The organism is Sulfuricurvum sp. (genome assembly GCF_031427015.1).
GTDB lineage: Bacteria > Campylobacterota > Campylobacteria > Campylobacterales > Sulfurimonadaceae > Sulfuricurvum.
On record NZ_JASJOW010000001.1, the window covers coordinates 1 to 15,650 of the forward strand.

The 15,650-nt window shown below is 41.8% G+C and carries 14 protein-coding genes; 10 read left to right on the forward strand and 4 right to left on the reverse strand.

Annotation, left to right across the window (positions count from 1 at the left end; genetic code table 11):
- Positions 1–427: 427 nt before the first annotated feature.
- From RMO68_RS00005 to RMO68_RS00015, 3 genes are all read left to right on the forward strand, one after another.
- Positions 428–1,669 (forward strand): OmpP1/FadL family transporter, encoded by a 1,242-nt coding sequence (locus RMO68_RS00005; RefSeq protein WP_310438673.1) that lies wholly within the window; start codon positions 428–430, stop codon positions 1,667–1,669.
- Positions 1,670–1,853: 184 nt separating this feature from the next.
- A complete protein-coding gene (locus tag RMO68_RS00010) occupies positions 1,854–2,804 on the forward strand; it encodes a hypothetical protein (protein ID WP_310438674.1) in 951 nt (316 codons plus the stop codon).
- Positions 2,801–3,634: a hypothetical protein gene (locus RMO68_RS00015; RefSeq protein WP_310438675.1), complete on the forward strand. Its 834-nt coding sequence runs from the start codon at positions 2,801–2,803 to the stop codon at positions 3,632–3,634. The genes RMO68_RS00010 and RMO68_RS00015 overlap by 4 nt, the downstream gene beginning before the upstream one ends.
- A 36-nt stretch (positions 3,635–3,670) precedes the next feature.
- On the opposite strand, the gene RMO68_RS00020 is transcribed toward RMO68_RS00015, so the two are convergent.
- The 3 genes from RMO68_RS00020 to RMO68_RS00030 are packed head-to-tail and all read right to left on the reverse strand — an operon-like array spanning position 3,671 to position 5,677.
- Positions 3,671–4,711 (reverse strand): Mrp/NBP35 family ATP-binding protein, encoded by a 1,041-nt coding sequence (locus RMO68_RS00020; protein WP_310438676.1) that lies wholly within the window; start codon positions 4,709–4,711, stop codon positions 3,671–3,673.
- Positions 4,701–5,075, reverse strand: coding sequence for a hypothetical protein (locus tag RMO68_RS00025; RefSeq protein WP_310438677.1), 375 nt, complete (start codon positions 5,073–5,075; stop codon positions 4,701–4,703). The genes RMO68_RS00020 and RMO68_RS00025 overlap by 11 nt, the downstream gene beginning before the upstream one ends.
- Positions 5,072–5,677: a hypothetical protein gene (locus RMO68_RS00030; RefSeq protein ID WP_310438678.1), complete on the reverse strand. Its 606-nt coding sequence runs from the start codon at positions 5,675–5,677 to the stop codon at positions 5,072–5,074. Before RMO68_RS00030 ends, RMO68_RS00025 begins: the two co-directional genes overlap by 4 nt.
- Positions 5,678–5,969: 292 nt before the next feature.
- On the opposite strand from RMO68_RS00030, the gene RMO68_RS00035 reads away from it, so the two are divergent.
- The 7 genes from RMO68_RS00035 to RMO68_RS00065 all read left to right on the forward strand — a co-directional run bounded on the left by RMO68_RS00035 (position 5,970) and on the right by RMO68_RS00065 (position 14,473).
- Entirely contained in the window at positions 5,970–7,091 is a 1,122-nt protein-coding gene (locus RMO68_RS00035) for a sulfurtransferase (RefSeq protein ID WP_310438679.1), read from the forward strand.
- Positions 7,092–7,101: 10 nt separating this feature from the next.
- Entirely contained in the window at positions 7,102–10,014 is a 2,913-nt protein-coding gene (locus RMO68_RS00040) for a molybdopterin-dependent oxidoreductase (RefSeq protein ID WP_310438680.1), read from the forward strand.
- 9 nt (positions 10,015–10,023) lie between these two features.
- A complete protein-coding gene (locus tag RMO68_RS00045; protein ID WP_310438681.1) occupies positions 10,024–11,121 on the forward strand; it encodes a 4Fe-4S dicluster domain-containing protein in 1,098 nt (365 codons plus the stop codon).
- On the forward strand, positions 11,121–12,323 hold the full coding sequence (locus RMO68_RS00050; RefSeq protein WP_310438682.1) for an ethylbenzene dehydrogenase-related protein: 1,203 nt from the start codon (positions 11,121–11,123) through the stop codon (positions 12,321–12,323). The genes RMO68_RS00045 and RMO68_RS00050 overlap by 1 nt, the downstream gene beginning before the upstream one ends.
- On the forward strand, positions 12,323–12,724 hold the full coding sequence (locus RMO68_RS00055) for a hypothetical protein (protein ID WP_310438683.1): 402 nt from the start codon (positions 12,323–12,325) through the stop codon (positions 12,722–12,724). Before RMO68_RS00050 ends, RMO68_RS00055 begins: the two co-directional genes overlap by 1 nt.
- 98 nt (positions 12,725–12,822) lie before the next feature.
- Positions 12,823–13,392 (forward strand): molecular chaperone, encoded by a 570-nt coding sequence (locus tag RMO68_RS00060; protein WP_310438684.1) that lies wholly within the window; start codon positions 12,823–12,825, stop codon positions 13,390–13,392.
- Complete coding sequence (locus RMO68_RS00065; RefSeq protein WP_310438685.1) at positions 13,385–14,473, forward strand: 4Fe-4S binding protein; 1,089 nt, start codon at positions 13,385–13,387, stop codon at positions 14,471–14,473. Before RMO68_RS00060 ends, RMO68_RS00065 begins: the two co-directional genes overlap by 8 nt.
- A 120-nt stretch (positions 14,474–14,593) precedes the next feature.
- On the opposite strand, the gene RMO68_RS00070 is transcribed toward RMO68_RS00065, so the two are convergent.
- Entirely contained in the window at positions 14,594–15,643 is a 1,050-nt protein-coding gene (locus RMO68_RS00070; protein WP_310438686.1) for a DUF6781 family protein, read from the reverse strand.
- Positions 15,644–15,650 lie beyond the last annotated feature (7 nt).

Consider the following 15,650-nt stretch of genomic DNA (forward strand, 5'->3'; position numbering starts at 1 on the left):
GTCGCCGCCTGGCCTCAGATTTAACTCCTTAACTACTCAATCCTCAACTAAAATCGTAATCAAAATAACTGTAAGCAGTTTATTACTATACTTTTATCTAATCCATTCTTTTAATATCACAAAATTGTCACACACGATGTTACTTTTTTACACAATATGACAATTTCGTTATTCATCTATTTACTTATATCAAAAGCGTATTTTTGCTCTAATTCCTGATTAAATACAATTTAAGCCCTATTTTGACGCTTTATTGTTTATAAGTAATTGATATTAATCGTCATATTACAAGGATGATTACAATTATAAGAAAATAAAATAATGTGATATTTTCGTGTTAAGTTTCAATTAATTTTAGCAGACCTATAATGGTGGGGTAAGGGAGCCATTCATTTGGCTCAATCTATAAACTTATCGAGGAGAGTTAATGAAACGTTCAATCAAAATCGCGGTAGCTGCCGCTGTCGCACTAAGTGCAACTTCTGCATTTGCAACAAATGGAGATCATTTGATCGGAATGGGTGCAAAAGCACGTGGTATGGGGGGTATTGGTATCGGTATGTCTCATGGTGCTGAATCAACACTTGCGAATCCAGCCTTGATTACTTCAATTAAGGGTACCGAAGTGTCATTTGGTGGTACTGTATTTATGCCTGATGTTGAAGCTGATATGGGAGCTGCTGAAGGTTCATTTAAAAGTGACTCTGATTTGTCTATCATTCCTGAAGTTGCAGTTGCACAAAACTTAGGTAACGGTTTTGCTTGGGGTATCGGCATGTGGGGGACAGCGGGAATGGGTGTTGATTACCGCGGTTCAAGTGCTGACCAAACAAAAGCTGGTAACTATGAGTTCCTTACAAACTTGCAGTTGATGCAATTTGGGCTTTCTCTTGCATACAAAACAAATGGAATCAGTGTTGGTGTGACACCAATTATTCAATATGGTTCATTAGATATTAATTATGATTCCAATACAAGTGGAAATGGGGGAAATAGTGATACTACGGGTGTATCACAAGATTTAGGTCTCGGTTATGTTGTAGGACTTGCATATGAAATGAACGGATTGACTCTTGGTGCTTCATATAAATCTGCTATTGATATGGAGTATAAAGGTCAAATCTCTAAAGCCTCACGCCAATATAACTATAAAGCCGCTACAGGCTTTTTGGATGATCACTTGGAGCAACCTGCTGAAATTGGTGTAGGTGCATCTTATAAAATGGGTGAACACACTTTTGCGGTTGATTATAAAGAAATAAAATGGGGAAGTGCAAGAGGCTATAAAGATTTTAATTGGAAAGATCAAGACGTTTATGTTGTTGGTTATGAGTATAATACTGGAGTATGGGCAGCACGTTTAGGTTATAACCATGGTGATAATCCAATTGAAAAACAAGCGGGCACTACATATGATGGTGCAGTATCAAACTTATTTAATGCAACAGGGTTTCCTGGTATTGTAGAAGACCACTATACAATTGGTGGCAGTTATGCCTTTAGTAAGCAAACTTCAATAGATGTTGCTTATGTTTATGCGCCAGAAGTAACTGAAACATATGATGTATCTGCTTACGTAACTGGTTCTGGTGATGCACGTATTGCAAATACTGAAACTGTTAAACACAGCCAAGATGCAGTAACTATTCAACTCAACTTCAACTTCTAAGAAGTTTATCTTTTTCTCCCCCCTTCGGGGGAGGTTCACAATCCATTCACCTTTTCAAGCCATAATAAGAGACCAATATCGTTGGATTGTTATTATCGTTTATTTGATGTCTTTGTGATAAAATATCCCCTTGACAAATAAGGGCACATTTCGGCTCAAAAGCGATTACACGGAGGAGAATCATATGTTTAATAGAATAATAATAGGTGCAGCAGCATTATCATTGGCCGCTTCAATGGCATTTGGTGCCCAAGGGGCAAAGTTCTATATCGGTGAGGGCGATAAAGAAAAAGCGTATATGGATATGGTCAATACCAAAATCAGTACGATTGGATTTGTATTGTCCGATCCGCATGAGCGTATTAATGATGCGTATAAAACTAAATACGGCGGGACAAATCTTGATAATCTCGGATTTTTTTCGGTCATGAAAGATACGGCTGTCGGTCCTCTTCTTTTGAAAGAGCCGAGTTTGGGTGGATTTAGTCCGTTTAATCTCCATGTATGGAAAAAACAAGCGGAAGATAAAACCTACGTCGGTCATATCACTCCTGAAACGATGCTGGATATCACTGGGGTTAAAGATGCGGGTGTACGCGCAAAATTCATTGCAACCTTCCCTGAACTTGATAAAATGATCGAAAAAGAGATCGGAAGCAAAGTTCAAATCGTAGAATACAGTGCCCTTCCGGCAAAACCTATGATGACATTTGAGCTTCCGTTTGAACGAGGAGCTAGCTTGGATGGCTTCATTGCTGATTTCCAAGGAAAATTCGAAGAGAAATTTGAAGAGAACAAATATATTATTGCAGGATATAAAGATATCAAAGGTTCTATGACCGATGCGAATATCGAGTTCGGGCGATTTGATGCGTATTGGGTTTATTCACTTTGTCATTTCAAGTTCTCTGAGGGAATTTTTAACCAAGGACGCCCGGATGCGGGAGCACTTGCGCCGTGTTCAATGTATATGTATATTGAAAAAGGGTCTAATAAAGTAATGATCGGTATGCCGCGTCTCGCAACATGGACTGCGGTTATGGGAATTAAAGATCAAAAAATGAACGATTCTATTATAGCTCTTGATAAAGAGATCATTAAAATCATGACAGAGTTGGGAGCTAAAGAGCTATGAAAAAAATCTATTCGCTTATTATGAGCGCATTCGTAATCGGTTTTTGTGGATGTGCGGGAACGTCTCCTGAAGCGGAAGCAGGGGTAAAGATCGAAAAAGTTGTTGCAACGTATAAAATCGGAGCTTACAGTGATGTGGAAAGTACCAAGGCTAAACTTGCCAGTGCAGGGTTTGAGGTAGTTGGAACATACCCAACTGATTCAGGTACGTCAGTCCTTTATACCAATGCGGCGATGAAAGCTACGGCAAATAAACCAACACGTGGTCTTGCGGCGGTAGGGCGAATTTTGGTTGATGATGAGCGTAAACAAATTAGTATCGCCAATCCGGTTTATTTTGGAAAAGCGTTTATGCAAAAAGAGTACAGTCATGCAGTCGCATCGGCAGAATTGAGTGCATTGGAAAAAGCATTCGGTCCTTTAAAAGACTCAACTGATAAATGGGAGTTTGCCGGATTAGCAGGATACCATTTCATGGTGGGAATGCCGTACTATGAAGATATGGGTATTGTCGGTGAAGGATCAACGGCTGATTTGGTTGCAAAAGCACAAAATGCAAAAGGAACTACTGCAGTCGTTAAGCTCTCGGATGATCGCTATGTAGCATTTGTCTCATTGGAGCGTCGTACAAACGGATTTGTTAAAAAAATCGGTACTCAAAACGGGCAATTACTTCCATGGGCAGTGTTGATTGAAGGCGGACAGGCAAAAGCATTGAGTGCTAAGTACTTTATTGCAATTAGCTATCCATTGCTTACAATGTCTGAATTTATGACGATTGCAACCGTACCGGGCGCAATTGAAAACGATCTCAAAAAAATCTTCAAATAAGTATAAAGTTTCCACATGTTGTGGAAACTTCTCTTTTTACATTTTAAACTTCACCGATTTTAGCATATTCTCTACAATCTCTTTATAATAACTTTTCAGTGTATCGCTTCCTAGAACAACCGGCGGCTCACCGTTATCCGAACCTTCTCGAATATCCATGTTTAATGGAATTTGGCCTAATAACGGGATGTTATAGCGCTCCGCCAATCGCTCTCCGCCGCCGCTACCGAAAATATCGTAGCGGGTCCCTGTATCGGGAGCAATAAAATAGCTCATATTTTCAATTAATCCCGCCATTGGGACATGGATATCTTGAAACATTCGGATGGAACGGCTAACGTCATCACTCGCTACAAGTTGGGGGGTGGTTACGATCACCCCGGCTGTAATCGGAAGTTCTTGTGCCATTGTGAGTTGAATGTCACCCGTTCCCGGAGGCATGTCGATGACCATAAAGTCGAGTTCACCCCATGCCACATCTTCGAGAAATTGTATAAGTGCCGATACCGCAACGGAAGAACGCCATACGAGAGGGGTATCGGAGGTCGGAGTCGTGAGTGCGACACTCATAATTTTGATCCCATAATTTTCACTTGGGATGATTTGATTTTCATCATTCCAACGTATTTTTTCCAGATCGGTATTGGTGAGACGAGGAACATTCGGACCGTAGACATCGGCATCCAGAATTCCGACACGATACCCTTTTTGTGCAAGAGCAATAGCGAGATTGACACTAACGGTACTTTTGCCAACTCCCCCTTTGCCACTGGTGACGGCGATCACATTCGCAGCATACGGCGCTCGATTATTAGGTGCTGCGCTATTGCCGTAATTGGTATCTTTTTGAACCATTGCTTTTTTTGTAATGTTAAGGCTGGAAAATTGTTTTTCAAACGTAGCGGTAATTGCTGATTTGACTGTGAGGTAAGAATCATCACTTACGGTAAGGAGCTCAATTTTTGCATCTCCATCTGTTACTTTCACTTCCGAAATGAGCTTTAGCTCCCCGAGGGTACGGCTTAGACCCGGATAGGCGAGGGCATTTAGTGCTTCTTGTAACTCTTTAGTGTTCATACGGATTTCCTCTCGCTTCACGGGCTAACAATGCCTTTGTCCCATTGGCTTTTTGTGCAAGTTTGGCTAGAGGAATACGGGCAAGGGGGTATTCTAAGCTAAGTCGATGGCATACACTGATACGTTCGTCAATCAGAGCGTTGAGTGATGTGATGACATCTTTAAGGGTACCGATTTTATTGGATTCATTGAGTAAGTCTTTGATAAGCATTTCACGTGAATGCATCCGTAAGTTTAATCCATTGGCATTGCCGATAGCAATAAAATCAGCAGCGCTAAGATAAAGACCTGAAAAAAAGGTATTTAAAAAATGATTCTCGAGAGTCATAAATTGACTGCGTTCTTCAAAATGGTGTTTTTTCATCCACGTGTTCCCAAATTAGCAAGTGCAGCTTTACTGACATCGGGATCATTATCATTTGTTAATACGGTGATAATTTCTTTGGGTGCGGCATGGTTTTCAGCTAAACGCATACGAACCATTTTATCGTTGTCATCACATAATATTTTCAATAATTTAGCAGGTGTATTGGGATTGCCGGAGAGTCCGTCACGGACGATTTTCTCATCGCTAAAGAATTTTTCCAATACGTCGCTTGGGGTTGAGGGGTTGGCGGCGACTAAGGCTCTTACGAGATTAATCGGATCGGTTGAGAGGTGACGAAGTACTTCGATCGGTGTATGAGGGTTTTTAGCAACGGCCCAGCGTGCTCCCATATCTACAGGATTGCTCGCGATATCAATAAGTAATTCAACCATAATGGGGCTGTATTCTTTCTCACGCTCATAGACAGATGTCCGTAATGAAAGGTTCATTGCGACTTGTCCGACAAGTAATTTATCACTTTTAAAGGCTTCATAAATTGATTTGACCTCTTCAATAGGAAGGCTTTTATCTTCTAATAATTCAATAAGTACGGTTGTATCGGATTGCATGATCGCATGGTTGATGGTTTCGGTATGCATGAGCTCCCTTTTTTTGTGATAAAAATAATCGTCATACTATCAAAAAGTGATTAAAATGTAAGTATTAGTTATAGTGTATAAGTGTAAAAACAGAGTGAGCAGTATAAGAAAACGTAAAATAACGTCTAATCATGCTTTGTCGCAAAATTGTGATAAGAATGTAACATATTGTAATCTTTGTGTGTATAAGAAAAAGATATTTACCGTTTATTAAGAGTCTCGCCCCTATAATAGAAGCGGTAATTCCGTATATAAAAGCACCAATGTGTGCATATTAAAAAAAGGAGCACGGATGAACAGATTGCTAAAGACACTATGTGTTGCGGCATCACTGTCGGCAGCGACCGTATTAATGGCAGCCGATGGGTATAAGGATAACAGTATTCTTATTTCTGCCGAAGAAGCGGTCAAGCTGATTGGTAATCCAAAAGTGATGTTCGTATCGGGTGATAACGAAGATATTTATAAACTTGGACACATTAAAGGTTCGGTAGAGATGTACGCTCACCACCTTCACCATTCGGATATTGATGGAGAGATGCACTGTGCCCCATTGTATCGCTGTATTGACGATGCTGAAGAGATGATCGGCAAAAAAGGGATCAGCAATGATATGACGGTTATCGCATACGATGACTTTAAAGGGCCTAATGCGACAGGTGTCTATTCATTTTTCGACAGTTACGGTCATAAAAACGTAAAAGTGCTCAACGGCGGACGTGCGGCTATGATGGCAGTCGATCCGGCGCAAAAAGAGTACGATGCATTAAATAAAGCGCTTAAAGCTGCTAAAAAAACAGAAAAAGATTCGAAAGAAGCACTGAAAAAAGAGGGTGCGGATAAAGCGGCTTTGGATGCAGTAATTAAAAAAGCGTCTGAAGATGCCAAAGCACTTCAAGCGAAAATGGCGGAAGTTGAAAAACGTCTCCTTGTTGTCAAGGGGGACGAAGTTGTTAAAGCAAAAAAATATAAAATTGATCCTAAAAAAATCAAATGGAATGTAATCGCGGACAAAAACGAAGTTAAACACGCGATGGAAGATATCCTTAAAAACGGTAAAAAATCCAAATATGTGATCATTGATTCTCGCGGTATCGCGGAGATCGTCGGTGAGCGTAAAATGGATAACGTTGCACGCGGCGGACACGTACCGGGATCAACCTTTATCGAGTGGAGCCAAATCTCCGATGCCGATAAAAAACTCTCTTTCAAATCGGCAGCTGAAATTCAAAAAGTGTATGATGCTTATGGAGTTACTCCGGATAAAACCATTTACGCATATTGCCATGTAGGCGCGGGACGAAGTTCGGAACATATCACGGCGCTTCAATTGTTGGGTTACAAAAACGTCAAAGTCTTCACAGGAAGCTGGGATGTTTGGGGTAACGATATGAACCTTCCGATTAAACGATAAGGCTATAGAGATGACAAAAGTAATGAACAATCAACGCCGTGACTTCCTAAAAGTTTCAGGGATGACGGCAGCGCTAGTAGCGTCACAAGGCTCACTATTCGCTAAAACTAATGTAATGTCTGTTGAGAACGGTAAAGAAAATTATCCGAATACCAACTATACCGAAGATATGTACCGCAATGAGTTTTCATTCACATACGGTAAAAAAGAGGAACACGGTTTCGCATACCACTGTGTAAACTGCCAAGGTAACTGTGCATGGGAAGTCTGGTCAAATAACGGTGTTGTTACTCGTGAAAACCAATCGGCTCGCTATCCGGTAATCAATGCAAAAATCCCTGATTTTAATCCTCGCGGATGTAATAAAGGGGTTCAGCACTCTCAAGTAATGTATCAAAAAGACCGTATCCTTTATCCGATGGTACGTGTCGGTGAGCGTGGTGAAGGTAAGTGGAAACGTGTTAGCTGGGATGAAGCGGCCGAGCGTGTATGCCAAGAGATCTTCAACTGTATGACCGATCCTGAACGCGGGCCGGATAAATTGATGGTACATGCGGGAACCGGTCTTTTGACTGAGGGGCGTCGCGGTGCACCATTACGTTTCTCGACGCAGCTCGGAGCGATCCGTATCTATCCGTCATCATACCTTGGGGATATGTTCTCGGGTGCGGCGATTGCGTACGGTGAAGGTAACCTCGGGTGTACATGGGATTTCATGTATAACGTTGATACGGCTGTAATGTGGGGGGGAAATCCATCGGTTTCACGTATTCCTGATGCTCACTTCGTATGGGAAGGGAAATATAACGGAGCGAAAGTTATCGTTATTACCCCTGAGTTCAATGCGACGGCAAAATCAGCCGACCTTTGGATCCCGATCAAAGCGGGTTCGGATAATATCCTTGCAATGGGTGTAATCAATGTTATTTTGAATGAGAAACTCTTTAAGCCTGAGTTTGTTAAAACGTTAACCGATCTTCCGTTCCTCGTAGATATAAAAACACAAAAAATGATCCGTCGCTCCGATATGGAACATGCTGCAAATGAAGAAGATCATCACAAATACAATGAAGAGTTTTATTGTATGAATAAAGCGACCGGAAAAGTTGCTTTAATGCCGGGTACCGAAGGAAGCAGTGAGAAATCACTTCGTCTTGACGATCACGGTATCGTTCCTGAACTCGAAGGAACATGGACGATTACCGATATGCACGGACACAAACGTGAAGTGACAACGGTATTTGAAATGCTCAAAAAATCGGCTGCAAAATTCAGCCCTGAGTCTATCCAAGAAGTTACGGGTGTTCATCCTGATACCACGCGCCAACTTGCACGTGATATAGCAATTCCTAAAGTTGTTGAAATTACCACGGGATTCTCGTTGAATAAATATTTCAACGGTGTAATGACGATTTGGAATATCGCCTCTATCTGTGGTTTGACAGGACGTATGGGGCCATATGGCGGTATCAATACTGAAAATGAATTTACCCTCTCGGGGCTTGGCGCATTGTCAGGATTCAGCGGTAAATACAACGCACGTTTCGGATCAGGTTTCGTCGGTGAGTTCGTATTTGGCGACGGGATGAAAACATTTGACAAATATTTCAGCGATGAAGATGTTAAACGTGCTCAAAACGGTATGTCTAAAAATGAATATATGGCAGTATTGTCTGAGATGCTCAAATCGGGTGAAAACGATAAAGTTAATCAAGCGTCTAAACACGGAAATGTAAATAAACCGTGGTGGCAGCCTGATTGTGCTCTTATTGTCGCGGACTCTAAGTTCCGTCGTAATAAAGGATCTGATTACCGTAAAGCGTTTTTGAATAAAACAAAATTCTATGCGTATGTCGATTACCGAATGAGTGAAGCGGCGCAATTTGCCGATATTCTTCTTCCTGCGAAATCTCACTATGAAGTGTATGACTTACGTACTTCTCCGGGTTATCACCGTTTTACCAACTTGGCTCAGCCGGTTGCAAACATCAAAAACATCGGTGAATCGATGGACGAATGGTCAATGTTTACTTTCCTTGCTAAAAAAATGGAAGAGTTGGCAAACCGACCGGAAAATATCTCTAAAGCAAAAGTACCGGATCATAAAAAATTCGCGAAACCAGGTTTCCATGACTTGACGATTTTCCACAAAGAGTTCACGAATACGGATGAAGAGTCTGAGGGTGCAGGTGAAGTGTATCTCGGAACAGATAAAATGGCAGTTCAAGCGGCATTGGAAAAATGTGAGCAGTATGAGCCGTGGACGATGGAAAAAATGTACAAAGTGGGCGGATTCTTGCTGATCAATGAAAAAGCGGCAAAATCATCTCCATTGTATTCTGACCGCCCGTTTAACTCAAATGAAGACCATTTGTATAAAATGGAACGTCTTGAGACGGTTTCGGGACGTCAAACATTTTATGTTGACCATGAAATGTACATTAAAATGGGTGCGGCAACGAATACCGGTATGGAAGGAATTCGTCCACAAACGAAAGATTATCCGTACGTATTTATGACGCCGCATGCTCGTTGGTCAATCCACTCGAACTATAAAACATCACGTACGCTCTTGCGTCTCCAACGCGGCGTTCCTGCGATCCAAATCAACCGTGTCGTAGCGGAAGCCAAAGGGATCAAAGACGGCGATACAATCCGCATCTTTAATGCTCTGGGTGAGTTCTATGCGATGGCAAAACTCTCTTCTTCTGCACCGGCAGACGGATTGGTTCTTGAGCATGGATGGGAACCGTACATGTATTTGAAAAACAAAGGACACAATGAAGTTGTACCAACGGCATTGAACCTTCTTGAAATGGCAGACGGATGGGGGCACTTGAAATTCGGTGGCCTTTGGGACGGTAATCAGTACGCTTATGATGGCGCCGTGAATTACGAAAAAGCAAAAGACGTACAGTATTAAGGGGTTTAGATGTCTAAAAGACAATTAGCAATGGTAATGGACCTGAACAAATGTATCGGGTGCCAAACATGTACCGTAGCATGTAAAACGCAATGGACGAACCGCAATGGTCGTGAATATATGTATTGGAATAACGTTGAGACCTATCCGGGTACGGGTTATCCAAAAAATTGGATGGAATTGGGTGGCGGATTTGACGCTGCCGGTGACCTCCAACCGGGTGTAATCCCTAACCTAGAAGCCGATTACGGGGTGCCTTGGGATTACAACTATGAATCATTGATGGGCGGAGCGCAAGACAGTAATAGTTTTCACCCGCACGTTTCTCCGACATGGGGGCCGAACTGGGATGAAGATGAGGGTGCGGGAGTATTTCCGCAAGATAACTATTTCTTCTATTTACCGCGTATTTGTAACCACTGTACCAATCCGGGTTGTTTGAGTGCATGTCCGCGTGACGCAATTTTCAAACGTGAAGAAGACGGGGTTGTTTTAGTTGACTTGGATCGTTGTCAAGGGTACCGCTATTGTATCGCGGGATGTCCTTACAAAAAAATCTATTTCAATCCGAAAATCTCTAAATCAGAGAAATGTATCCTTTGTTTCCCACGTATTGAGCAAGGTTTACCACCGGCATGTGCGCAACAATGCGTCGGACGTATCCGTTTCGTAGGATTCTTGGATGACGAAGAGTCACAAGTACACAAATTGGTACACAAATATAAAGTAGCTCTTGGATTGCGTTCAGATTACGGTACACAACCAAACGTCTACTATATCCCTCCGACCGAATCTCCTGCGAAATTTGATGCAGAGGGTAAAATCATCGAGGGCTCAACTCGTCTTCCGGTAGAAGAGTTGGAAAAATTGTTTGGTCCAGCGGTTCACGATGCGATCAAAACACTTAAAGCGGAGATGAAAAAACGTAAAGAGACGGGTGTAAGTGAATTGATGGATCTATTGATCGCTTACCAACACTCTGATATGTTCCGTTTGGATAATAACTACTATCAACAAGTGGCGAAAGAGAACAAACGTAACCCATTGGCTCCGGTTGATACCCGTTATATCGCCGGTAAGTTCACAAAAGCAGGAGGGCACCACTAATGAAAAAGCTTCTTAGTACTATTCTTTCATTGGGAATTGCCGCTTCTGCGGCTTTGGCAGCTAACCCTGCGATCAGTGCGGTAAAAGTATCTGATAATCTTGATACCATTAAAGCGGACTCTGCTCTTTGGTCAAAAGCAAAGTTTGAAACAGTTATCCTTTATCCTCAAACATCCATTGAATTTAATGATAAAAAAGCAAATGCCCTTGTCGCAAATGCTAAAGGGAAAAAAGCTCAAATCGGTGCATTACACGATGGAAAAAATATTGCGGTAATGGTCAAATGGGCTGATAAAACGAAAGACGTTGAGCAATGCATGAGCAGTGATGTCTATACCGATGGATTTGCAGTTCAGTTCGCAGGATCGACTAAAAAAGCTCAGCCTTTACCGTATATCGGAATGGGTTCTGAGGGACGTCCGGTTGTTGTCCACCTTCAAAAAGCTACTGCAAAAGTATATGAACCGAATGGAAATAAAGATGTTTCCACTCAAATCAATCGCCAACAAACGGGTGTATTTGGTAAAGAATTAGCCGACTATGATGCGAAAGTTGCATCATTGGCAAAAACCGATTATGAAAAAGTTTTCGTAGCGGAAGGATTTCGTTCAACTACGGAAGTAAAAGACAACTCTGTTAAATCCAATGGGGCTATGGTACATGGTCCTGCAGGTTGGAACGGAACTTTAGTTCGTCCTCTTAAAGATGCTTATGTCAATCTAAACGGAACCGTTCCGGTTGCTATTGCGGTTTGGGATGGCTCAACGATGGGGCGTAACGGATTGAAAAATCTAAGTTCATGGGTTGCCATCAATCTCGAAGGCCAAAAGCCTGCGGCTGCTATGGTTTCTGAATTGACATCGGATACCAAAGGTGATGCGGTAAAAGGTAAAGAAGCGGCTATGACAAACGGATGTAACGGGTGCCATCAAATGGAAGCGGCCGATGCAAAATCATTTATGGCTCCTTCATTAAAAAACATCGGTGGGTACTCTACATCAGCGTACTTACGTGAGTCAATCTTAAAACCGTCTGCGGTTGTTGTACCAGGTTACAATCGTAATGCACACGCTAATACTCCGTGGTACAATATTGAAAAAGGGAAACGCGTTTCTACGATGACTGACTATAGTTTCTTGGATAAAGAGACGGTCGATAATATCGTAGCGTATCTCAAAACTCTCAAAGCGGAGGTAGAATAATGAAAAAAGTTGCATTGCTTTGTGCGGCACTGGTATTCAGTGCATTGGCTAATGAACCTGAAGAGTTCGAAGGGCTTTTAACTACTCCGGGGTGTGCCGCTCAAGGTGCATTTGCCGATTGTTATTTAGAAAATTATGTGTGCGGATCGGACGGATGTTTTCGTAAAACCGAAGCCGGTGTGACGACAAAAGATGCAAAGTATGCACTTTATCAACACAATACGGGAAAAGTGTATACAATCGATACCACGAAATTGAAGCTCGCAGAGATGCGTGAGGGGATCAATAAGAACGGTGTTGTTGTCGTTGGTATACTTGATGAAGCGACCAATACGATTAAAGCGACGGAATTTAAATCTCCGCCTCCACCTAAGAAATCGTTCTTCAAAGGGTGTTTATAACACCTCTCTAACCCCGCCGGGGTTAGCTTAATTGTCTAAACTTTGCTGTCTCAAAGTCCTCCTATGACACAATCCCTTACTTTTTATCAGGAATATGTATGAATAATGAATATCGCCTCTACATCTATGCTTTTTTATCTCGTGTTATGAGTGATATCCCAGATCGTCGTTTTATCAATGACCTCAAAAGCAATACGGAATTGTTAGAGATTATCGGTGAAGAGACAAAAGAATGGGTATTGGCAACAGATATTGAAACGCTCTATGATCAACTCAATACCGACTATACCTCAATGTATATCCTCAATACTCAACCGGTGGAGTCATTTGTGCTGGATGCTAAGAATGAAACACTAGTTGGGCTACAAAATCCTGTAATGGCATTTTATTTTACCCATGGATTTGAAGTCAATATGGATCAAACGCAGATTATGGCACCGGATCATTTGGGAATCGAATTGGCCTTTATGCAAACACTGGTCTACCGGAATGAGGAAAAGTCACAATTTGAATTTTTAGATCAACACATTTTTCCTTGGGTCATTCCTTATATGATGGGGATGAAAAGTATGGCAGATACACCGTTTTATCGTGATATGTGTGACTTTGTCGTTGAATTTTTGAGTGCGGATTATGAGTATTTGGTACAAGGGTCTGTAAATGGGTAATATCAATTTCGTTCAAAAAAGCAATTTGTTTAGCTATACGGCCACCCGTTGCCTTAGAAATGAGTATTATCATAACGATTGCACCCTCTGTATCGATATTTGTCCCAAGGGAGCGTTTCATATTGTACGAAACAAATTAACTTTGTTTGAGAATGAATGTGTCGAGTGTGCCGGGTGTATCGGAAGTTGTCCTACCGAAGCTTTGGAGATAGAGAGCTTCGATCCTAACGCCTATGCCGCAGCCTATCAGCATAGTGAGGAAACCCCAATCCTCTCTTGCAAAGTAACCACTCCATGTTTGGGTGTATTTGATGTTGAACATTTCACGGTAATGGCTTTGCGAAGCGGGAAGAATGTTACGTGTGATATGAGCCATTGTTCGGGGTGTGTTCTCAATACAAACGGAGTATTGGAAGGTTCAATTCGTGAAAAAATTGAGGAGACAAACCGATTTTTGGAGACGATTCAAAGCCCGCACAGAATTGAGAGCATTGAAGAAAAAGAGGAAGAATCGGGGCGTCGAGCCCTTTTCCGTAAAGGATTTGAGAAAGTAAAAGAGTCTCTTTCCGAAAGTTCGGCAAGCCTTGTTTCTATGACAACGGCGCATCATAAACTTCCGGATCAGAAGATGCCGTTGAAGCGAATATTACTTAAAAACTCCCTCAAAGAGATTGTTACAGAGTTGGAGATAACGCAATTTCCAGAAAGCACTCCACTATTTTTTAATAAACAGATCAATTTTGATACCTGTACCAACTGCGGGGAGTGTACGCAGTTTTGCCCTACGGATGCACTATTCCCGACCAGTGATAAACAGGGGATATATTTCTCACAGGGAAAATGTATCGGATGCGGTATTTGTGAGGATATTTGTAAGCCTAAGGCGATCACCGCTAAAGAGGGATTTGATTTGGTAAGTATTGCGTATGAACGCTCCGAACAACTGGTTCATTATGAGATGGTAACGTGTCATGAGTGTCGCTGCCCTTACCCTTATAAAGGGGGCGATCCCGTCTGTGATCGCTGTGCGAGCTTTATGAAAAGTAACGCCAATATGTTTACGTTAGCGCGGGATCTATAATTACTATACGCCAATCGAACAAAGTCCGATTTGGCTACGCTAACGCTAAGTTCTACCCGCTTCGGGGCACAATGTCTTCGGCAGAGAGCCCAGCACATTTATGTGCTTTTGGTTCATTAATTATTTTTTATCGATAACCTCTTTAGCCCCTTTAATGGCACCGTTCATTGCTGATTTGGCAACACTCCAAGCGCGTACACCCATAGCTTTAGCTTCTTGAGCTGATTTAGACTTCAGAAGCTTATTCCCCTGTTCTGTTACTCCGCGGGTAAGTTTTGAGAGACGATTTCGTAAGAGCTCTACCGTCTCTTTTGAGAGGTGTTTGATCTCTTCGATATCGAAACGGATATCGTTACTGATGTTTTCTAACCGCGCGATCATAGCAGATGAATTACGATTGCTCAGGGAGTGGATTACTTGGCTAAAGAGGGTATCGATATGATCGAGCTCTTCTTCAATGGTCTTATATTCGTCACGATAAAGGGCTTTGACCTCTTCAGGGACGTAAAGGAGATATTGATGGAATTTTTGAATTGATTTGTAGAGTGCTGAACGGATACCGAGCAAGGTACCTCGTAAAATAGTATCGGCTTGGTTTGGGGTGGCTTCCGCCAAGTTTAGCGCACTTTGGAGGATACTGGAGAGGATGCGACGGATACGGACAGCATTTAAGACATTAGCATTTAGGGTTTCGTAAGTAATCTCTTTGATAATTTCATGAAGAGTCTCTTCAATGTCTGAGCCTCTCTCTAGCGTGGTAATAATAGCACTCTCTACCATTTCTTCTAGAATATCAAGGAGATCAACCGACTGAATTTTGATTTGATGAAGCTTTTCAAGGGTCTCTTCTTCATGTCCGAACATTTTCTCGAACGTATCAAAAAGGGTATATTTAAGATGTTGTAATTCATCACTTTTACGGTGAATAAGACGTTCAATACGCTCTTTTTGCGCCATTAACTCTTCAAGCTCATCATGCAAAGAGAGTGTTTCTTCTTCTAAAATCGCACCGGTCAATGTTTTTAGTTCTTGGAGGGTGAGAAGACTGGGTTTGAGTGAAAACTCACTCTCTAATTCATTGATTACGCTGGTTACTTTTGTTTCGACATTGGTATCGTGAAGAGATTTATAGTGGGTTTTTATATCACGTTTAAGGGACTCGAGATTCATGAATTTC

Bases quoted from the DNA above. Each gene is read 5' to 3' on its own strand.
- RMO68_RS00070 (WP_310438686.1), bottom strand. From the start codon at position 15,643: ATGAATCTCGAGTCCCTTAAACGTGATATAAAAACCCACTATAAATCT.
- RMO68_RS00020 (WP_310438676.1), bottom strand. From the start codon at position 4,711: ATGAACACTAAAGAGTTACAAGAAGCACTAAATGCCCTCGCCTATCCG.
- RMO68_RS00005 (WP_310438673.1), top strand. From the start codon at position 428: ATGAAACGTTCAATCAAAATCGCGGTAGCTGCCGCTGTCGCACTAAGT.
- RMO68_RS00035 (WP_310438679.1), top strand. From the start codon at position 5,970: ATGAACAGATTGCTAAAGACACTATGTGTTGCGGCATCACTGTCGGCA.
- RMO68_RS00050 (WP_310438682.1), top strand. From the start codon at position 11,121: ATGAAAAAGCTTCTTAGTACTATTCTTTCATTGGGAATTGCCGCTTCT.
- RMO68_RS00010 (WP_310438674.1), top strand. From the start codon at position 1,854: ATGTTTAATAGAATAATAATAGGTGCAGCAGCATTATCATTGGCCGCT.
- RMO68_RS00025 (WP_310438677.1), bottom strand. From the start codon at position 5,075: ATGAAAAAACACCATTTTGAAGAACGCAGTCAATTTATGACTCTCGAG.
- RMO68_RS00065 (WP_310438685.1), top strand. From the start codon at position 13,385: ATGGGTAATATCAATTTCGTTCAAAAAAGCAATTTGTTTAGCTATACG.
- RMO68_RS00055 (WP_310438683.1), top strand. From the start codon at position 12,323: ATGAAAAAAGTTGCATTGCTTTGTGCGGCACTGGTATTCAGTGCATTG.
- RMO68_RS00015 (WP_310438675.1), top strand. From the start codon at position 2,801: ATGAAAAAAATCTATTCGCTTATTATGAGCGCATTCGTAATCGGTTTT.
- RMO68_RS00040 (WP_310438680.1), top strand. From the start codon at position 7,102: ATGACAAAAGTAATGAACAATCAACGCCGTGACTTCCTAAAAGTTTCA.
- RMO68_RS00045 (WP_310438681.1), top strand. From the start codon at position 10,024: ATGTCTAAAAGACAATTAGCAATGGTAATGGACCTGAACAAATGTATC.
- RMO68_RS00030 (WP_310438678.1), bottom strand. From the start codon at position 5,677: ATGCATACCGAAACCATCAACCATGCGATCATGCAATCCGATACAACC.
- RMO68_RS00060 (WP_310438684.1), top strand. From the start codon at position 12,823: ATGAATAATGAATATCGCCTCTACATCTATGCTTTTTTATCTCGTGTT.